This window comes from Streptomyces sp. NPDC006259, from assembly GCF_042870975.1.
Classification (GTDB): Bacteria; Actinomycetota; Actinomycetes; order Streptomycetales; family Streptomycetaceae; genus Streptomyces.
Window position 1 is genome coordinate 307138 of record NZ_JBIAHY010000007.1, and the last position, 17996, is coordinate 325133.

A 17996-nucleotide genomic window follows, 5' to 3' on the forward strand; every position below is an offset into this window, starting at 1 on the left:
GGCCCGGCCCTGGTCACAGGAACCCCCTGACATGGGGTAATGTACTTCCTGCGCCCGGGCGATTAGCTCAGTGGGAGAGCGCTTCGTTCACACCGAAGAGGTCACTGGTTCGAACCCAGTATCGCCCACCCGGACCGACGGCCCATCTGCGACCACGCAGATGGGCCGTCGGCGTTCGCGCTGGTCGCACCCCTTGTCCGGCCGACCGTCGGCCGGTGCCGTCACCGATCCTCACCGCTGGTGATCGGGAGCACCGGGTCGTGTGCGTCACCGGTCCCCGGCCGGGCCGAGCCGGTTCGCTCGCGTGGGGGCGGGGCTGAGGGTTGTTCGGGTGCCGGGCCGGTGCCTCGTGGGCACGTCCGCCGTTCGGGCCGGTCGGGTGGCTCGTGTTCCTGCTCGGGGCGCTGTGTCGGGTTGTACGGACCGCTGAGCCTTGCCTCCACCTCCCAGGTGCACTCGGGTCGGGTGCCGCGCCCTGTGCGCGCCCAGGACACCTCGACGGCCGCGTGGAGGCTCGCGGCCGGTGTGCGGCGGGGCTCCTCGCCGCGCTTGCCGCGGGTGGAACCCCGCCTGGGGTCGGTGCGGGCTGTGGGCGGCCGGTGCTCGGCTTCGCCGCGGGGGAGGGACGGATCGGGGGGAGGGATGGATCGACTGCACTGTGTGACGACTGGACGCGGTGACTCTCTCGCCGGCGACGCCCTCGCCCTGACGCGCTCGGGCATGTTCCTGGCATTTTGGGGAGGCTGCGGCGATCTTCGGCCTGCGCGCAGTCGGCGGTGAGCAGGCCGGCCAGGCGGCCGTAGGGCCCGTGCCGGCCAGGCCGCAGTAGCCCCCGTGCCGTTTCCGCCTCGTCGTCGCTGTTGCGCAGTTCAGCGGGTGCGCGGCAGCGGGAGCTGAGGGCGGGGGGCGGCCTGTGCAACGGTCACCCTGTGCTGCGCTTGCCGACGTGCTCGATGTCGTGGGCGAGCCGAGGATCAGGTTTTTGACGAAAGTGACCCAGCTGACCCAGCTCCACCCCCCCCCGAAGCGTCGGTCGGCCGGACCTGCCCGTGCCCGATGCCTCGCGGTGAGGCCGTGCCAGCGGCTTCTTGCCCAGCGGGCGGGAGTGATCAAGTCGGCGAGCCGGGTGCGGTTGGCGTCGGCCGGGTGTGGCAGTGAGCCGTGCATCGTTGGCGGACACCGACTCCGCATCTCCCGTGATGCCGCCAGTAGCTGCCGGTGATCACCGGTGGTGACAGGCAGTGGCCGGTGGTGACCGGTGGCGCAGGATGCTGCCGGGGATGCGGGCGGGTCCCGGCCCGCGTCGGTGTTGCCCGTTCCGGCCCGTGCTCGTGCCCGTGTCGTGGTTCGGGCGGAATGGCGGCGCAATCTCCCGCATGCGCGAGGAGGCGATGCGAGCGACAGCATCCGGCGTGGACCACCGGCCGGGGCGGTCGGCGGAAGGCGGAAGGCGGAAGGCGGGGCGCGGAAGGCGGAAGGCGGGGCGCTCATCCCCCTTCGCAGGCGCCCGACCAGAACTGACGTCACGTCGGCGTATCGGCGTCGCACGTCATGGCAATCCCATCGGCGGGACCTGTCACGCCTCGGACACCGGGTCGGTTACGGTCCGTTCCGCCAATGTCCCGGCCCTGCTGGACTCTCGCCCGCCCGAACAGTCGCCCGCCGAACCCCCGCACCCGCTGTCGTCCTCGCTCGGGGTCGATCTGCCGCGCGCCGACCGCCGCGCCTGCGAGATCCGTGCCCGCCCGACCCGCCGCCCTCGCCGTCGTCGGAGCCGTCGCGGCCCCCGCCGCCCCGCCCCGCCGACTCCAGCCCCCGCCGCGCCCTTCCCCGGCGGATTCCGGCCGCGCCCCGTCCGTCCTCAACTTCTGTCCGACCGGTCGGACCTCCGCCGCTCACCTGCGTGTTCACGCGTCCGTCGGCCGCCTCACCCTCGCGACCCGCGCCCGGTTCCCGCACCGGCTCGGTGAGAAATTCCTGTCCGAATCATTGACGCTCCTCCCACCCCCTCGTACCTTGTGCCAGCAAGCGCTTTCTTGAAACGATTCATGCAAGCGGCAACGACGCTGCGGGAGGGCCCGACTGTGCGAACCAGCAGGAATGTTGAGAGGCGAACGATCCTCAAGGCCGCGGGGGCGACGGCGGCCACACTGGGCCTGGCCGCGACCACGGCGTGTGGGGGAGACAGCGGGACCTCCGCGGACGGAACGGTGACGATCCGTTACGCGTGGTGGGGTGGCGAGCCGCGCACCATCGCCATCAAGAAGACGATCGCACTCTTCGAGAAGAAGTATCCGAAGGTCAAGGTCAAGCCCGAATTCACCGACTACGAGGCGTTCTGGGAGAAGTTCCAGACCCAGGCCTCCGGCGGGAATCCGCCGGACGTTTTCCAGAATGCGGTCACCTTTCTGCGCAAGTACGACAAGCGCGGTGTACTGATGGATCTGAAGTCGCAGGCGGACGCCGGGAATCTGCGCCTGGAGAACTTCCGCAACGGCGTTCTGGCGAATGGTCAGGTCGACGACAAGCAGGTCGGCATACCCGTCGGCGCCAACACCATGGCGCTCGTCATCGACCTCAAGGCCTTCGAGAAGGCCGGCGTCGAGGCGAAGTTCGGCTGGACCTGGGACGAGTACTTCACCGCGCTGCAGACGATCCAGGACAAGCTGAAGATCGCCGGTGACACCGGTTACTTCACCATCATGTACCTGTACGACCTGTACCTGCGGCAGAACGGCAAGGCCTTCTACACGGACAGCGATCTCGGCTTCACCGAGGACGACCTGACGCAGTGGTGGGACGACGGCTACAAGCGCGTGAAGTCCGGGCTGGTCGCCGACCCGAAGAAGATCGAGCAGGTCAAGCCGAAGTCCGGTCTCTCGGCGGGCCTCGCCGCCTCCGAGTTCACCTGGGACAACTTCTCCATCCGCTACCAGGGAGAGGGCGAGTCGGACTACGGGCTCGCGCCGATCCCCACCACGAACGGCAAGGACACCGGCCAGTACCTCGGTTCGCTGATGCTGAGCGCCTTCTCCGGGACCAAGCACCCCAAGGAAGCCGCCCAGTTCATCGACTTCATGGTCCACGACCCCGAGGCCGGCAAGATCATGGGCTACGACCGCGGCATCCTCTCCACCACCGAGCAGTACGACGCCTTCAAGCCGACCGACCCCAACAACAAGGGCGTCGCGGCCTACGAGGACGAGGTCGCCAAGGCCGGTGTGCTCGGGAAGATCACCCCGCACCCGTCCGGCGCGGACGTCATCGAAGCGGCCTTCCTGCGGATCGGCGGTGAGGTCGCCCAGGGCAAGACCAAGCCGGCCGCCGCCGCCAAGGCGCTGTTCAGCGAGGCCAAGGCCGCGTTCGCGGGCTGAGGGGACGTACCACCATGACGCTCGTCAAGGAAGCGCCCGTCCGCCCGGCGGAGAAGCGGCCCACCGCCGCCGCCGCCGGGCGGCGCGGGCGCCGCCGCGAGAATCTCGCCGGCTATCTCTTCATGTCGCCGTGGATCGCGGGGTTCGTGCTCCTCACGGCGGGGCCGATGATCGCGTCGCTGTACTACGCGTTCACCAGCTACAACCTGTTCACACCGCCCCGGTGGGTGGGGCTCGACAACTTCACCACGATGTTCCAGGACCCGCGCTGGCAGAAGTCGGTGCAGGTCACACTCGAATACGTCGTCGTGGCCACACCGCTGAAGCTGCTCCTCGCGCTCGGAGTGGCGCTGCTGCTCGCGCAGAAGCGGCGCGGTCAGGCCCTCTACCGGGCGGCGTTCTACATGCCGTCGCTCATCGGCGCCAGCGTCTCCGTGGGCTTCGTGTGGCGGGCGCTGTTCTCCGACGACGCCGTGGTGGACCGTACGCAGAAGATCTTCGGGGTCGACGTCGGCGGCTGGATCGGCAACCCCGACTATGTGCTGTACTCCCTGGTGGCGCTGAGCATCTGGCAGTTCGGCGCGCCGATGGTCATCTTCCTGGCCGGGCTCAAGCAGGTGCCGCAGGAGCTGTACGAGGCCGCCGAGATGGACGGGGCCGGCCCCTTCCGGCGGTTCTGGAACATCACGCTGCCGATGATCTCCCCGGTGCTGTTCTTCAACGTGCTGCTGGAGTCCATCCACGCGTTCCAGGTGTTCGGTTCGGCGTACGTCGTCTCCGACACCCGGTGCGGACCGGCCGACGCCACCCTGGTCTACACCTGTTACCTGTACCAGAAGGGCTTCAAGGAGGCCCAGATGGGCTTCGCCTCCGCGATGGCCTGGACGCTGGTGATAGCGGTCGCGCTCGTCACGGCGGTCCTGTTCTGGTCGCAGAAGAAGTGGGTGCACTACGAGGAGGCCGCCAAGTGACCAGTGTCAGCACCCCTGCCGCGCGCACCGAGAACGAGCGGCGGCGCACCGGATCCCTCGCCTGGCACCTGGGCGCGCTGCTGCTCCTCGCGGTCGTCCTCTACCCGGTGATCTGGGTGCTCGGCGCCTCGTTCAAGCCGAGCAAGGACATCATCGCCAGCATCGACCTGCTGCCCACCGAACCGGTCTGGGCCAACTTCTCCGGGCTGGCCGACGGCATCTCCGGCATCTCCATCGGCAGCTTCTTCGGCAACTCGCTGATGTACGCGGTCCTGGCCGTGGCCGGTGTGGTGCTCTCCAGCTCGCTGACGGCGTACGCCTTCGCCAAGATCCGGTTCGCCGGGCGGAACCTGCTGTTCACCCTGATGATCGGCACCCTGCTGCTGCCGTACCACGTGCTGCTCATCCCGCAGTACGTGCTGTTCCGCAACCTCGGCTACATCGACACCCTCGTGCCGCTCGTCGCGGGCAAGTTCCTGGCCACGGAGGCGTTCTTCGTCTTCCTGATGGTGCAGTTCATGCGCGGACTGCCGCGTGAGCTGGACGAGGCCGCCAAGCTCGACGGGTGCGGACATCTGCGGACCTACTGGTCCATCGTGCTGCCACTGAGCCGTCCCGCCATCATCACCAGTGCCATCTTCACCTTCATCAACGCGTGGAACGACTTCATGGGGCCGTTGATCTACCTCAACACCCCCTCCAAGTACACCGTCTCGCTCGGTCTGATGATGTTCCGCGACCAGGAGGGCATCTCCAACTACGGCAGCATGATCGCGATGTCGCTGGTGGCGCTGGTGCCGGTCATCGCCTTCTTCATGGCCTTCCAGCGCTACCTCATCGACGGTATGGCGACCTCCGGACTGAAGGGCTGAGGCGGTCACCATGGCGCAAGCACGTGCGCGTGACCGCTCCGCGCGCAGGGAGTCCGTGTTCGGCGAGCGCTTCGCGGTCTTCGCTGAGTGTCTGCTCACCGGAGTGTGGATCGCCGTGGCCTGTCTCGGGGTCGTCACCTACCCCGCGGCCTTCGCCGCCGGCGCGCGGCATCTGCGGCGTCGTACGACGCATCGGGTCAGCGGCTTGCGGGAGTTCGTCGTGGACTTCCGGGCGGCCGTGCGCGGAGGGTGGGTCGTCGGGCTCGCCGGGTGGGCGGCGGTCGGCGCGGTCCGGGTGGACGTCCTGGCCGCGCGGTCCGGGCTCCCCGGTGGACCGCTCGTCGGGGCCGTCGGCATCCTCGCGCTGATCGGCCTCGCCGTGGCCCTGCTGCGGGCGGCCGCCCTCTGGACGCCGGACTCCACCTGGCGGCTGCTGCTCGCGGACGCCGGGCGGCGGACCGTGCTCGATCCCGCCGGGTCCTTCCTCGTCGTCTGCGGGCTGGCGGTCGTCACCCTGTCCGCCCTGTTCGTCGCGCCGCTGGCGGTCCCGGTCCTCGGGGCCGTCGCCGGGGCCGCCGTCGCCGTGGAGGAGCGCCACCGGCGGCGCTGACGGGCCGCCCCGCTCCCGTCAGGCCGGCGCTCCGGCGCCGCACCTCCCTCTGTCATGCCCCTGACCAGCCAGGCCCCTGACCCACCGCACCCGCACGGAAAGGAAAGGCTATGTCCCCCATCCCCCGCAGGTCCCTCCTCAAGGCGGCGGCCGTCGCCGGAGCCGCCGCCCAGTTCAGCTGGGCGCTAGGGGCGAAGGACGCCGAGGCCGCCCCCAGAACGGCACCCGCGGACGCGGACCCGGTCACCCTGGACTGGCTGGAGGACGGCGGTCTCGGCGCCGCCCCCGGCTCCACGCTCGGCGTGCCCTGGCCGATGGGCGCCCACCGGGAGGACCAGACCTTCGCGCTCACGGACGCCGACGGCAAGGCGGTCCCCGTCCAGTCCTGGCCGATCGCCTACTGGCCGGACGGATCGCTCAAGTGGACCGCCCACGCCGTGAGTTCCGGCGGCGGCAAGCTCACCCTCGCCGCCGGGGCGCCGGCCGCACCCGCCAAGAAGGTCACCGTCGACAGGAGCGGCGGCACCATCGACGTGTCGACCGGTGTCATCACGGCGAGGATCGGCAAGTCCGGCGCCACCCTCGTCAAGTCGGTCACCCGCGGCTCCACCGAGATCGCCAGGAACGGCCGTCTGGTGCTGATCCGGCAGCCCGAGATCGAGGACGAGGACCAGGGCGCGGTCAAGACGGAGCGCTTCGACGGGGCCATCGACTCCGTCACCGTCGAGCAGGAGGGCCCGGTCCGCGCCGTCGTCCGCATCGACGGCAAGCACCGCAAGGGCAAACGCAGTTGGCTGCCGTTCTCGATCCGCCTCTACTTCTACGCGGGCGCCGACTCCTTCCGCATGGTGCACACCATCACCTTCGACGGGACGCAGGAGCCCGGCAAGGCCGGCGGCGACTTCATCCGCGGCCTCGGCGTGCGCTTCACCGTCCCGATGCGCGACCAGTCCTACGACCGTCACATCCGCATCGGCGGCGAGGGCACCGGTCTGCTGCGCGAGGCCGTCAAGGGCATCACCGGCCTGCGCCGGGACCCGGGCGCGGCCGTCCAGGCGGCCCAGTACGCGGGGGAGAAGCTGCCCGATCCGGCCACCTGGGACCAGCGGGTCACCACCCGGCTCCCGTACATCCCCGAGTGGGGCGACTACACCCTGTCCCAGCTCTCCGCCGACGGCTTCACCGTGCGCAAGCGCACCAAGAAGGGCCACGGCTGGATCGGCGCCGGCGGCGGCAGGCGCGCCTCCGGCTTCGGGTACGTCGGCGGGGCGAGCGGCGGACTCTCCTTCGGGCTGCGGGACTTCTGGGAGAAGTTCCCCGCGCAGCTCGACATCCGCGACGCCCAGACGGAGGCGGCCGAGGTCACCCTCTGGCTCTGGTCGCCCGAGGCGCAACCCATGGACCTGCGCTTCTACCACGACGGCATGGAGCAGGACACCTTCGCCGAGCAGCTCGAGGGCCTCAACATCACCTACGAGGACTACGAGCCCGGCTTCGGCACCCCCTACGGCATCGCCCGTACCTCCGAACTCCTCTTCTGGGCCAACGAGTCCACACCGACCCCCGCGGTCCTCGCCCAGCAGGTCGAGGCCGTCCGGGTGCTGCCCCAGCTCGCCGCCCCGCCCAAGCAGCTCATCAAGGCGCAGGTCTTCGGACCGGGCCTGTACTCCGAGCCGGACCGCTCCACCCCCGCCAAGGCCAAGATCGAGGACCACCTCGACTTCCTCTTCACCTACTACAAGGACCAGGTGGAGCAGCGCCGTTGGTACGGCTTCTGGGACTACGGCGACATCATGCACACGTACGACACGGTCCGCCACCAGTGGCGGTACGACATCGGCGGCTACGCCTGGGACAACTCCGAGCTGTCGCCCGACCTCTGGCTCTGGTTCGCGTACCTGCGCAGCGGCCGGTCGGACATCTTCCGGTTCGCCGAGGCGATGACCCGGCACACCGGCGAGGTGGACGTCTACCACCTCGGGCAGTGGGCCGGCCTCGGCACCCGGCACGGCGTCCAGCACTACGCCGACAGCGCCAAGCAGCAGCGCATCGCCAACACGACGTACCGCCGCTACTACTACTTCCTCACGGCGGACGAACGGGTCGGCGACCTCATGCACGCCAACGTCGACTCCGACGAGACGTTCCTCGCCCTGGACCCGCTGCGCAAGATCCGCACCGAGCCGTACACCCCCGACCGGCACGCCCTGTCGATCGGCTTCGGCACGGACTGGAGCGGTCTGGTGTCGGCCTGGCTCACGGAGTGGGAGCGCAAGGGCCCCAAGTGGGAGAAGGCCAGGGCGCGGGTGCTGTCGACCATGGAGACGATCGCCGCCCAGCCCAACGGGTTCGTCCAGGGCACCGCTCTCTACGACCTGGACACGGGGAAGTTCGCCGTGGCCGACAAGCCGGCCGTCGGCGTCTCCCACCTCTCGGCCGTCTTCGGCCTCAACGAACTGTGCGCCGAGCTGATCCACCTCGTCGACATGCCGAAGTTCAACGAGGCCTACTTCGACTACTGCCGCTACTTCAACGCCACCAAGGCCGAGCAGGCGGCCCGGTACGGCTCCAACTTCGGCACGCTGCTGCTGTTCCAGGGCCACTCCCGCCTCGACGCGTACGCGGCCGTGAAGACCGGCGACGAGAAGCTCGCCAAGCGGGCCTGGGAGAAGTTCTACAACTCCGACGGCTACAAGGAGTCCGCACTCTGGAAGACGGAGGCGCTGAGCGGCCCCGTCGCCCTGGTGCCGGGCAGCGAGGCCGCGTGGGTGGCCACCAACGACACCGCGCTCTACGGCCTCGCCGCCATCGAGAACCTGGCCCTCCTCGGTGACCGGATGCCTTCGTAGGAACGGTTGACCGGGGGCTAGTGCATCCTCCCCAGGACCTCCCGCACACGCCGGACGTCCCGGAGCCGCCGCTCGTACGTCGCGCCCACGGCGAGCAGCAGCACTCCGGCGAGTGCGGGGGGTGCCCAACGGGGCAGCGCGTCGGCCACCTGGACCAGGTAGGGGGCCAGTTCGTGCAGGGCGTCCAGGACCAGCACCGAGCCGCCGAGGACCAGCGGCGCCCGGAGCCGGTGCCGGGCGCCCAGCAGCGTGACCAGCAGGGCGGCCGCGCCCAGCAGCAGTGGACGTGACCACTCCGGGTCGTTCCAGCCCGTCGCCAGGCTCGGCAACAGGGCCACGGCGAGCCCGGGGCCGTACGCCGTCCAGGAGCGGGTCAGCGGGGCGCGGTGCCGGCGCCAGGCGCCGACGAGCAGCGCCGGGACGGCCACGGGGAGGGTGTACGCCTCGGGGGTGGTGACCTCCCAGGCGGCCAGCCTGACCCAGGTGGCCAGCAGGAACAGGACGGTGGCCGCGTATCCGGCCCGGCGGCGGTCGGGCCGGGCCGCCGTGCCCGCGGCGATCACGCCGCAGGCCGCCAGCACCGTGGCCAGCATCGGCGCGTCGGGCACCGCCAGGCCGACGGCGAGCACCGCGGCGGCGGCTCCGGCCACCTCGACCGGCACCGTCGCCGGAGCCGCGCCCGACCGGGCGGCGGCCAGGGCCGCGACCACGGGGACGCAGAGAACGAGCAGCGCCGTGTGGGACGGCTGCCAGTCGGCCGCCGCGCCCGTCGCGCAGGCCAGCGCGGTGGCGTACCCGAGGGCGACCGGAGCCGCGACCGGCGTGAGGCGCGGCCGGCGGGACGCCGTCGCGCCCAGCACGGTCAGTGCCGACAGGACGGTCAGCGTCGCCGACTGCGTGGCCAGGGACAGGAACGCGAGGTGGAGGGAGGTCGCCAGGGCGAGCCACGGCGTGGGCAGGAAGGCCGTCGCCGCCGTCACCGCGCCCGCGAGCGACAGAGCCGCCGCGTAAGGCAGTTCGAGCACCGCCGGGAGGGCCAGGCAGGCCGCCCAGACCAGCGCCGCAGCCCCGGCCCGCGCCCGCGGCCGCCAGGCCCCGTGCCGCACCGCCAGGGGGACCAGCGCGCCGGCGACCACCACCAGGACGAGCAGCGCCTGTCCCGCGTACGGCGGCCAGGGGGTGTGCACGGTGACCGCGGCACGGGCGTCCGACAGCTCGCCCGACCAGGGGCGGTCCACCCAGCCGAGCGGGCCCAGCAGCGTGACGACGACCAGCGGCACGGCCCACAGCAGCGCCAGCGCCTGCACCGCGGCGGAGGCCCGCAGGAGACCCCCGCGCACGGCCTCGGGGAGCCGGTCCGCGCGCACCGCCGCCGACAGCGCGACGCCGAGGGCCAGATGGACGGGGACGCCCCAGCCGGCGGCCAGGAACACCCGGAGCAGGCCGCCGCCGGCCGCCACCAGCAGCAGTCCTCCGGCGATCGCGGTGCCCGACGCGACGGCCGGCTCCGGCAGTCGGGCGGCGGCCACCAGCGCGATCACCGCCGCGAAGAGGAGGAGCGCCGCCGCCCGTGCGGCGGCGCTCGGACCGGTGGCCGTCCATGACAGCCACCCGGCCGCCAGGACCCCCCAGCCGCCCAGGCCGTAGGCACCCGCCGTGACCGTGACCCGGACCGCACCGGCCGCCGCCCCGAACGCCACGACCGCGTCGAGGCCGGCCGTCACCAGCAGCGCCGTCGCGACCGCGTACGGGTCCGAGCCCGCCGCGATCGCCCAGAGGACCAACGGGAGTTGGGCCGCGACCAGCCCGGCGGGCAGCGGCAGCCGCAGGGCGCCGAGACCGAGGCCGTACGCCGCCCAGAGTGCGGCCAGCACCGCCGCGGCGGCCGCCGCGTAGCCCGTGCCGTCCGTGCCCGTGAGGGCGGCCTCGTGCAGGGCGTAGGCGTCCAGCACCGTCAGCGCCAGGCCGAGACCGGCCACCGACTCCGCCGTCGAACGCAGCCCGCGCCGCAGCAGCGGCACCGGCGCCGCGAGCACGGCCAGCGTGACCGTGCCGAGCACCAGGGCCCGCCCGGCGATCCCGAGGTGTCCCCAGCTGACCAGCGTGAACGCGATGGCCGCGATGGTGAGGAGGACGCCGCCGAGCAGCAGCAGCACGTTCTGGACCCGCGGAGCGCTCGCCTCGGGACGGGGCGCCGCCGTAAGCGGGGCCGGCGGTGTCGGGCGCGTCGAGCGGAGCGAGTCGACCAGCCAGGCACGGCGTGCGAGCAACTGGGCCCGGCGTGCGTCCAGTCGCCACAGCTCTGCGTCGAGGAGCCGCAGTTCCTCGGCCGGGGGCGGAAGGTGCGTCATGCAACGGAGTGTGGCCCCGCTCACCTCGTCCGGCATGAGCGCGGCTACTCAGGACGTACTCAGATCCCGGGCCCGTGAACGGGCACACTCGGATCATGGACTGGAACCGCTACCGCTTCCTCAGCCGGTGGCCGCTGCCCGCGCCGCCCGCCGCCGTCTACGCCGCGCTGGAGCGGGCCGAGGACTATCCCCGCTGGTGGCCGCAGGTCCGGGAGACGACCCGGCTCGACGACACCAGCGGCGTCATCACCATCCGCTCGCTCCTGCCGTACGCCATGACCTTCACCGCGCGCGAGGTGCGGCGGGACCCGGCGGGCGGGGTGCTGGAGATCGCGATCACCGGGGACATCGAGGGCTGGGCGCGCTGGACGGTCACCGCGCACGGCTCCGGGAGCCTCGCCCGGTACGAGCAGGTCGTCGACGTGACCAAGCCGCTGCTCAGGACGTTCGCCGTACCCGGGCGTCCGCTGTTCCGCGTCAACCACCGGCTGATGATGCGGGCCGGACGGCGCGGGCTGCTCCGCCATCTCCGAGCGGTTTGAAGGAACCCCGACGGGACCTGTATGGTTCAGTCCGTTCCCGGGCGATTAGCTCAGTGGAAGAGCGCTTCGTTCACACCGAAGAGGTCACTGGTTCGAACCCAGTATCGCCCACCGGGAAGGCCGGTCCGCAGTACGCGGACCGGCCTTTTGCCTGTCGCCTCGCGCTTGCCCGCGGCCTGCCCGTCACGCCGCCGCCGGCAGCGCCGGGCGCAGCGGCCACGACGTGTCGACCGTCTCCGGGGTGCCGCTGCGCGCGAACCAGGCCTGGAGCCCGCGGGCCTGGGCCGCGTGCCATGACGTCTGGAGCGAGTGCAGCTCGGCGGGGGACAGCCGCTCCAGCCGGGCCGCGAACCGCCGGCCCAGCGCCCTCACGACCTCCAGCGCTGCCTGCGCGTCGGCGGCCGCGTCGTGCGCGTCGGCCAGCGTCACGCCGTAGTTCTCGCACAGGTCGGTGAGCGTGCGCCGGCCCTTGCGGTAGCGGTCCAGGTGCTTGTCCAGTACCCGTGGGTCCAGCACCCGCAGCGGCGCCTGCTCCAGCCAGCGCCCCAGCGAGGACGCGCGGTGCCGGCGCAGCTCACGGTCGAGCAGCGTCAGGTCGAACGGCGCGTTCATCACCACCAACGGCCGCCCGGCAGCCGCCTGTTCGCCGAGCAGCTCGGCTATCTCGTACATCACCGGCGCGGGCCAGCGGCCGTTGCGCTGAAGGTGTTCGTCCGTCAGGCCGTGCACCGCCGTCGCTCCTTGGGGCACCGGCACACCGGGGTTGACCAGCCACCGGCTCACCCGGGGCCGGACGCCCGGCGCGTCCTGCACGACGAGCGCGGCCGACACGATCCGGTCGGTCTCGACGTCCACACCCGTCGTCTCCGTGTCGAAGGCCGCCAGCGGCCCCTCGTACCAGCACGTCATACCCACCAACCCCTCGTCCCACGACGGGAGCTGACGCCCCGTCCCCTGACCGTCTGGGTGATACCCGGGCTGTTTGCGCCGTACGCCGCGAGGAGACAACAGAAGTACGGGTCCTGCCAGTTCAGGGGCCCGACGCGAATCTCTCCCGGCCCCCGGTGCGGGGCTCCTCTTCGCCTGGAAGGCTGCTTGGTCATGGCGATAGCGCAGCCCGAGCGGGGCGGGCTGCTGCCCGAGCGCACGGGCCCCCGTCGCGGTTCACTCGCCACCACGGCGTGCATGGAGACACTCCAGGTGGGATATCTCCACGCGGTCGCGGCGGCCGCGGGCTGCTCGCTGTCCCAGCCGTTCCCCGACAACGGCATCGACTGGCACGTCAGCCACAGCTCCCCCGGCCACACCGTCGACGACGAGGTGACCATCAAGGTGCAGCTGAAGGCCACGTACCAGCTCCCGCCCCACCCGCCGGGGCGCTCCTTCTCCTTCACGCTCGACAACGACCACCTGCGCAAGCTCGCCCGCACCCCGGTCTCGGTGCACAAGATCCTCGTCGTGATGATCGTCCCGAGGTCGCGGGAGCAGTGGCTGCGGGCCGGTCACGACCGACTCGATCTGCGGCACTGCTGCTACTGGGTCAACCTGGCCGGCCACCCGATCACCGGCCGGACCCGCACCACCGTGCGGATCCCGACCGCACGGATCTTCGACGACCGGGCGCTGTGCGAGATCATGACGCGGGTCGGGACGGGAGGCAGACCATGACGCACCGCCCGCTGGAGGAGCCCTCGGGGCCGGTACGGCCGCACCCCGTCCACCCCGCCTGGAACCGGCCCCCCGAGGCCGCCGAGGTCGACCCGGCCGTCCTGGGCACCCTGCTGCGCCGGCACGGCTGGCAGCGGCGCGGCGGCGCCACCGGACGCTACGGCCGCTGGACCCCGCCCGGACCCGGCTCCGGCGCGACCAGCCTGCTCGTCCCGGAGAACCGCGCCTTCCCCGACAGCGACGACCTGCTCGGCGAGGCGCTGCTGGCACTGGCGCGCGGCCAGACGCCCGCCGCCCGCGAGGTGCTGATCGCCCTGGCCGTGCCGAGCGACGAGATCCGCTGGTGGCGCGACACCCCGGCCGGGCCCGCCGAGGCGGCCGGCGCCGCCTCCTGGGCGGTCGAGGAGCAACTGCGCGGCGCCGCCCGGCAGATGCTCCTCGCCGGCGCGCTGGCCACCCGCGCGCGTGCCGGTTACCACGGCGCCCGGCACCGGCGGTCGGCCGGCGCCATGCTGGAGAGCGTCCTGGTCGGTGCCGCCGCCGGCGGCCGCCGGCTGACCGCCTTCGCCCCCGTCGGCACGGCCCGCCCCCTCGCCGTACGCCTCCACCAGGCGCTGTACGCCGTCCGCGAGGCCATCGACTACCGGCGCGCCACCGGCGGCATGGACGCCTTCGACGGCGCCGTCGAGGCCGGCGCCAGCCGCGAGCTGACCGAGGCGCTGATCGCCCTCGTCCGCGGCACCGAGGGAGCCCGGGTCGCCGTCGAGTGGGCGCCCGCCGCCGGCACCCCCGAGGACTGCGCCGCCACCGCCGAGCCCGTGGAGTTCTCCCCCGGAGACCTCCCCGCGCTGCGCGAGGCGGGCGCCCGCTATCTGCGCCGGGAACCCTCCGTGTCCGTGCGGATCACCGGCACCGTCGTACGGCTGCGCAGGTCGGGGCCGCGCGGCGAGGGTGGCGTACGCCTGCGGGTGCTCGCGGGGGCCGACGTCCCGCACGTACGGCTCGTCCTGGACGAGGAGGACTACCGCATCGCCGGCCAGGCGCATCTGGTCGGACTGCCGGTGCGGGTGCAGGGCCGGCTGGAGAGCCGGGGCGGTTTCCGCCGGCTGACCGGGGCCGGTGGCGTGGCCCCCGTGCAGGTGGACGACGCCGAACGGGACCGGCTGATGAAGTCGCTCCAGGAGACCGCCGAGATCACGGCCGTCTTCGAGGAGGCCTGCGGAACGGACTGATTTCGCGGTGGGCGGTCCCGGGTCGGTACGATCGCCTCTTGCGCGGCATGGCCGTCCGGGCCGCGCTTCCGCCTTCAGTCAGGAGAGACCGGTGTCAGACGTCCGTGTGATCATCCAACGCGATTCCGAGCGGGAAGAGCGCACGGTGACGACGGGCACCACGGCCGCCGACCTCTTCGCCGGTGAGCGCTCGATCGTCGCCGCACGCGTGGACGGCGAGCTGAGGGACCTCGCCCACGAGCTGCGCGACGGCGTGACCGTCGAGGGCGTCGAGATCTCCTCCGAGGACGGTCTCGCCATCCTGCGCCACTCCACCGCGCACGTCATGGCGCAGGCCGTGCAGGAGCTGTTCCCCGAGGCCAAGCTGGGCATCGGCCCGCCCGTCAAGGACGGCTTCTACTACGACTTCGACGTCGAGAGGCCGTTCACGCCCGAGGATCTCAAGGCCGTCGAGAAGAAGATGCAGGAGATCCAGAAGCGCGGGCAGCGGTTCTCCCGCCGCGTCGTGACCGACGAGGCCGCCCGCGAGGAGCTGGCCGCCGAGCCGTACAAGCTGGAGCTGATCGGTCTCAAGGGCTCCGCCTCGCACGACGACGGCGCGGACGTCGAGGTCGGTGCCGGCGAGCTGACCATCTACGACAACCTGGACGCCAAGACCGGCGAGCTGTGCTGGAAGGACCTCTGCCGCGGTCCCCACCTGCCCACCACCCGGTTCATCCCGGCGTTCAAGCTGATGCGCAACGCGGCCGCCTACTGGCGCGGCAGCGAGAAGAACCCGATGCTCCAGCGCATCTACGGCACCGCCTGGCCGTCCAAGGACGAGCTGAAGGCCCACCTCGACTTCCTGGCCGAGGCCGAGAAGCGCGACCACCGCAAGCTGGGCAGCGAGCTGGACCTGTTCTCCATCCCCGAGCAGATCGGCTCCGGCCTCGCCGTCTTCCACCCCAAGGGCGGCATCATCCGCCGGGTGATGGAGGACTACTCGCGCCGCCGCCACGAGGAGGAGGGCTACGAGTTCGTCTACACCCCGCACGCGACGAAGGGCAAGCTCTTCGAGACCTCGGGCCACCTGGACTGGTACGCCGACGGCATGTACCCGCCCATGCAGCTCGACGAGGGCGTGGACTACTACCTCAAGCCCATGAACTGCCCGATGCACAACCTGATCTTCGACGCGCGCGGCCGCTCCTACCGTGAACTGCCGCTGCGCCTCTTCGAGTTCGGGACGGTGTACCGGTACGAGAAGTCGGGCGTCGTGCACGGACTGACCCGCGCCCGTGGCTTCACCCAGGACGACGCGCACATCTACTGCACGCGCGAGCAGATGTCGGACGAGCTGGACAGGACGCTCACCTTCGTCCTCGGCCTGCTGCGCGACTACGGTCTGACCGACTTCTACCTGGAGCTGTCCACCAAGGACCCGGAGAAGTTCGTCGGCTCCGACGAGGTCTGGGAGGAGGCGACCGAGACGCTGCGCCAGGTCGCCGAGAAGCAGGGTCTCCCGCTCGTGCCCGACCCGGGCGGCGCCGCCTTCTACGGCCCCAAGATCTCCGTCCAGACCAAGGACGCGATCGGCCGCACCTGGCAGATGTCGACCATCCAGCTCGACTTCAACCTGCCGGAGCGCTTCGACCTCGAATACACCGGCCCCGACGGCTCCAAGCAGCGCCCGGTCATGATCCACCGTGCGCTGTTCGGCTCCATCGAGCGGTTCTTCGCGGTGCTCCTGGAGCACTACGCGGGCGCCTTCCCGGCGTGGCTGGCCCCGGTCCAGGCGGTCGGCATCCCGATCGGCGACGGGCACGTGGAGTACCTGGAGAAGTTCGCGGCGGCCGCGAAGAAGCAGGGGCTGCGGGTCGAGGTCGACTCCTCCTCCGACCGTATGCAGAAGAAGATCCGCAACGCCCAGAAGCAGAAGGTGCCCTTCATGGTCATCGCGGGCGACGAGGACATGTCCAACGGCTCGGTGTCCTTCCGCTACCGCGACGGCTCGCAGGAGAACGGCATCCCGCTGGACGAGGCGATCGCGAAGATCGCCGAGGTCGTCGCCGAGCGCGCGCAGGTCTGATCCGCCCCACGCGGGCCGCGGGGCCCTCGGAGAGTCCGCTCTCCGAGGGCCCCGCTTCGTTCTTCCCGCGGTCAGCTCTCCAAGGGCCGCCCCGTCTCGTGCCCGTCCTCCTGCTCGTGCCCTTCGTCGGGCCCGTCCTCCTGCCCGTCCTCGCGCGAGAAGACCTGGATCAGCCAGGACGAGAAGGAGCCGGTGACCGCGCCCAGCAGGGCCAGGCCGCACGCCATCAGGCCGGCCGCGATGAACCGGCCCAGGGGAGTGACCGGCGTGACATCGCCGTAGCCGACGGTGGACAGCGTGGAACAGGCCCACCAGACCGCGTCACCGAAGGTGTGCATCTCCGTCCCCGGCGCCCCGCGTTCCTGGGCGTAGACGGCGAGCGCACCCGCGAAGCCGAGCAGTACCGTCGACACACCCGCGTAGACGATCACGCGCGCGTGCAGCGACAGCCGTGGCCCGCCGCGCCGACGGAGTACGGCCTCGTACAGCCGCACGATCCGCAGCGGGCGCAGCAGCGGCAGCAGCACCACCAGGGTGTCCAGCCAGTGCCGCCGGACGAAGCGCGGACCCTGTCCGCTGAGCCGCCAGCGCACCGCGTAGTCCACGGCGAACAGCGCCCACGCCCCGAACAGGACCGTCAGTGCGAAGTCCCGCCATGAGTCGGGGAGGCCGGCGCCGAGGACATGGACCGCGTACCCGGCGAGGTAGGCCGCCGAGGCGAGGGCGAGGGGTACCTCGGTGCGTCGTTCCCAGCGGATCAGGCGGCTGTCTGCGGTCATCGGCCCAGCTTGGCCCGCGTGGCTTTTCCGCTCACCCCGCCGACACGCCGCGAACGGGGGAAGCCATATGCTGCCTAGCATGACGAGTGAGCCGGAGCAGCAGATCGGAGTGGGGACGCAGGACGCGTTCCAGCGCCTGTGGACGCCCCACCGGATGGCCTACATCCAGGGCGAGAACAAGCCCACCGGCCCCGGAGCCGACGACGGCTGTCCGTTCTGCGCGATCCCGGCGAAGTCCGACGAGGACGGCCTGGTGGTCAGGCGCGGCGAGCACGTGTACGCGGTGCTGAACCTGTACCCGTACAACGGCGGCCACCTGATGACCGTCCCCTACCGGCACGTGGCCGACTACACCGACCTGACCGGGCCGGAGACCGCGGAGCTGGCCGAGCTGACCAAACAGGCGATGACGGCCCTGCGCACCGCGTCCGGCGCCCAGGGCTTCAACATCGGCATGAACCAGGGTTCGGTCGCGGGCGCCGGTATCGCCGCGCACCTGCACCAGCACATCGTGCCCCGCTGGGGCGGCGACACCAACTTCATGCCGGTGGTCGGCCACACGCGCGTGCTGCCGCAGCTCCTGGCGGACACCCGCAAGATGCTGGCGGAGGCCTGGCCGACCGCATAGCGGTTCCCAGCCCGTCCGGCGCTCGAGGACGAGGCCGAGGTCGTCCGGGCCG

General features: G+C 71.7%; 13 protein-coding genes and 2 tRNA genes. 12 read left to right on the forward strand and 3 right to left on the reverse strand.

The genetic code is table 11. The features are described from left to right. The first annotated feature begins 56 nt into the window (after positions 1–56). The 6 genes from ACFYO5_RS29135 (at position 57) to ACFYO5_RS29160 (ending at position 8676) form a co-directional block, all read left to right on the forward strand. Positions 57–128: transfer RNA gene (locus ACFYO5_RS29135), tRNA-Val, on the forward strand. Between the two features lie 1956 nt (positions 129–2084). Beyond that, the gene (locus tag ACFYO5_RS29140) at positions 2085–3374 is read left to right on the forward strand and encodes an ABC transporter substrate-binding protein (RefSeq protein WP_388714258.1); all 1290 of its coding nucleotides are present in this window, start codon (positions 2085–2087) and stop codon (positions 3372–3374) included. 14 nt (positions 3375–3388) lie between these two features. Continuing rightward, on the forward strand, positions 3389–4345 hold the full coding sequence (locus tag ACFYO5_RS29145; protein ID WP_356567234.1) for a sugar ABC transporter permease: 957 nt from the start codon (positions 3389–3391) through the stop codon (positions 4343–4345). After that, a complete protein-coding gene (locus tag ACFYO5_RS29150) occupies positions 4342–5217 on the forward strand; it encodes a carbohydrate ABC transporter permease (RefSeq protein WP_356567236.1) in 876 nt (291 codons plus the stop codon). Before ACFYO5_RS29145 ends, ACFYO5_RS29150 begins: the two co-directional genes overlap by 4 nt. A gap of 10 nt (positions 5218–5227) precedes the next feature. Further along, positions 5228–5827: a hypothetical protein gene (locus ACFYO5_RS29155; RefSeq protein ID WP_388714263.1), complete on the forward strand. Its 600-nt coding sequence runs from the start codon at positions 5228–5230 to the stop codon at positions 5825–5827. 110 nt (positions 5828–5937) lie between these two features. Then, on the forward strand, positions 5938–8676 hold the full coding sequence (locus ACFYO5_RS29160) for a Tat pathway signal sequence domain protein (protein WP_388714265.1): 2739 nt from the start codon (positions 5938–5940) through the stop codon (positions 8674–8676). 17 nt (positions 8677–8693) lie between these two features. Here ACFYO5_RS29160 and ACFYO5_RS29165 read toward each other — a convergent pair whose 3' ends face one another. Continuing rightward, a complete protein-coding gene (locus tag ACFYO5_RS29165; protein ID WP_388714268.1) occupies positions 8694–11027 on the reverse strand; it encodes an SCO7613 C-terminal domain-containing membrane protein in 2334 nt (777 codons plus the stop codon). Between the two features lie 95 nt (positions 11028–11122). On the opposite strand from ACFYO5_RS29165, the gene ACFYO5_RS29170 reads away from it, so the two are divergent. Both ACFYO5_RS29170 and ACFYO5_RS29175 read left to right on the forward strand, forming a co-directional pair. Then, on the forward strand, positions 11123–11569 hold the full coding sequence (locus ACFYO5_RS29170) for an SRPBCC family protein (protein ID WP_388714271.1): 447 nt from the start codon (positions 11123–11125) through the stop codon (positions 11567–11569). 39 nt (positions 11570–11608) lie between these two features. Beyond that, positions 11609–11680 (forward strand) — tRNA-Val (locus ACFYO5_RS29175). Positions 11681–11752: 72 nt separating this feature from the next. Here ACFYO5_RS29175 and ACFYO5_RS29180 read toward each other — a convergent pair. Beyond that, positions 11753–12478: a 3'-5' exonuclease gene (locus ACFYO5_RS29180; protein WP_388714274.1), complete on the reverse strand. Its 726-nt coding sequence runs from the start codon at positions 12476–12478 to the stop codon at positions 11753–11755. 192 nt (positions 12479–12670) lie between these two features. Between ACFYO5_RS29180 and ACFYO5_RS29185 the strand changes: the two genes are divergently transcribed. The 3 genes from ACFYO5_RS29185 to thrS all read left to right on the forward strand — a co-directional run bounded on the left by ACFYO5_RS29185 (position 12671) and on the right by thrS (position 16537). Beyond that, positions 12671–13237 (forward strand): DUF4365 domain-containing protein, encoded by a 567-nt coding sequence (locus ACFYO5_RS29185; RefSeq protein ID WP_388714277.1) that lies wholly within the window; start codon positions 12671–12673, stop codon positions 13235–13237. Next, on the forward strand, positions 13234–14469 hold the full coding sequence (locus tag ACFYO5_RS29190; RefSeq protein ID WP_388714280.1) for a hypothetical protein: 1236 nt from the start codon (positions 13234–13236) through the stop codon (positions 14467–14469). Before ACFYO5_RS29185 ends, ACFYO5_RS29190 begins: the two co-directional genes overlap by 4 nt. A gap of 91 nt (positions 14470–14560) precedes the next feature. Then, positions 14561–16537 (forward strand): threonine--tRNA ligase, encoded by a 1977-nt coding sequence (gene thrS / locus ACFYO5_RS29195; protein WP_388714283.1) that lies wholly within the window; start codon positions 14561–14563, stop codon positions 16535–16537. A 71-nt stretch (positions 16538–16608) separates the two neighbouring features. Here thrS and ACFYO5_RS29200 read toward each other — a convergent pair whose 3' ends face one another. Further along, complete coding sequence (locus tag ACFYO5_RS29200) at positions 16609–17316, reverse strand: potassium channel family protein (protein ID WP_388714286.1); 708 nt, start codon at positions 17314–17316, stop codon at positions 16609–16611. Between the two features lie 67 nt (positions 17317–17383). Here ACFYO5_RS29200 and ACFYO5_RS29205 point away from each other — a divergent pair, with 67 nt between their 5' ends. Next, positions 17384–17944 (forward strand): HIT family protein, encoded by a 561-nt coding sequence (locus tag ACFYO5_RS29205; RefSeq protein WP_388714289.1) that lies wholly within the window; start codon positions 17384–17386, stop codon positions 17942–17944. Positions 17945–17996: the final 52 nt, after the last annotated feature.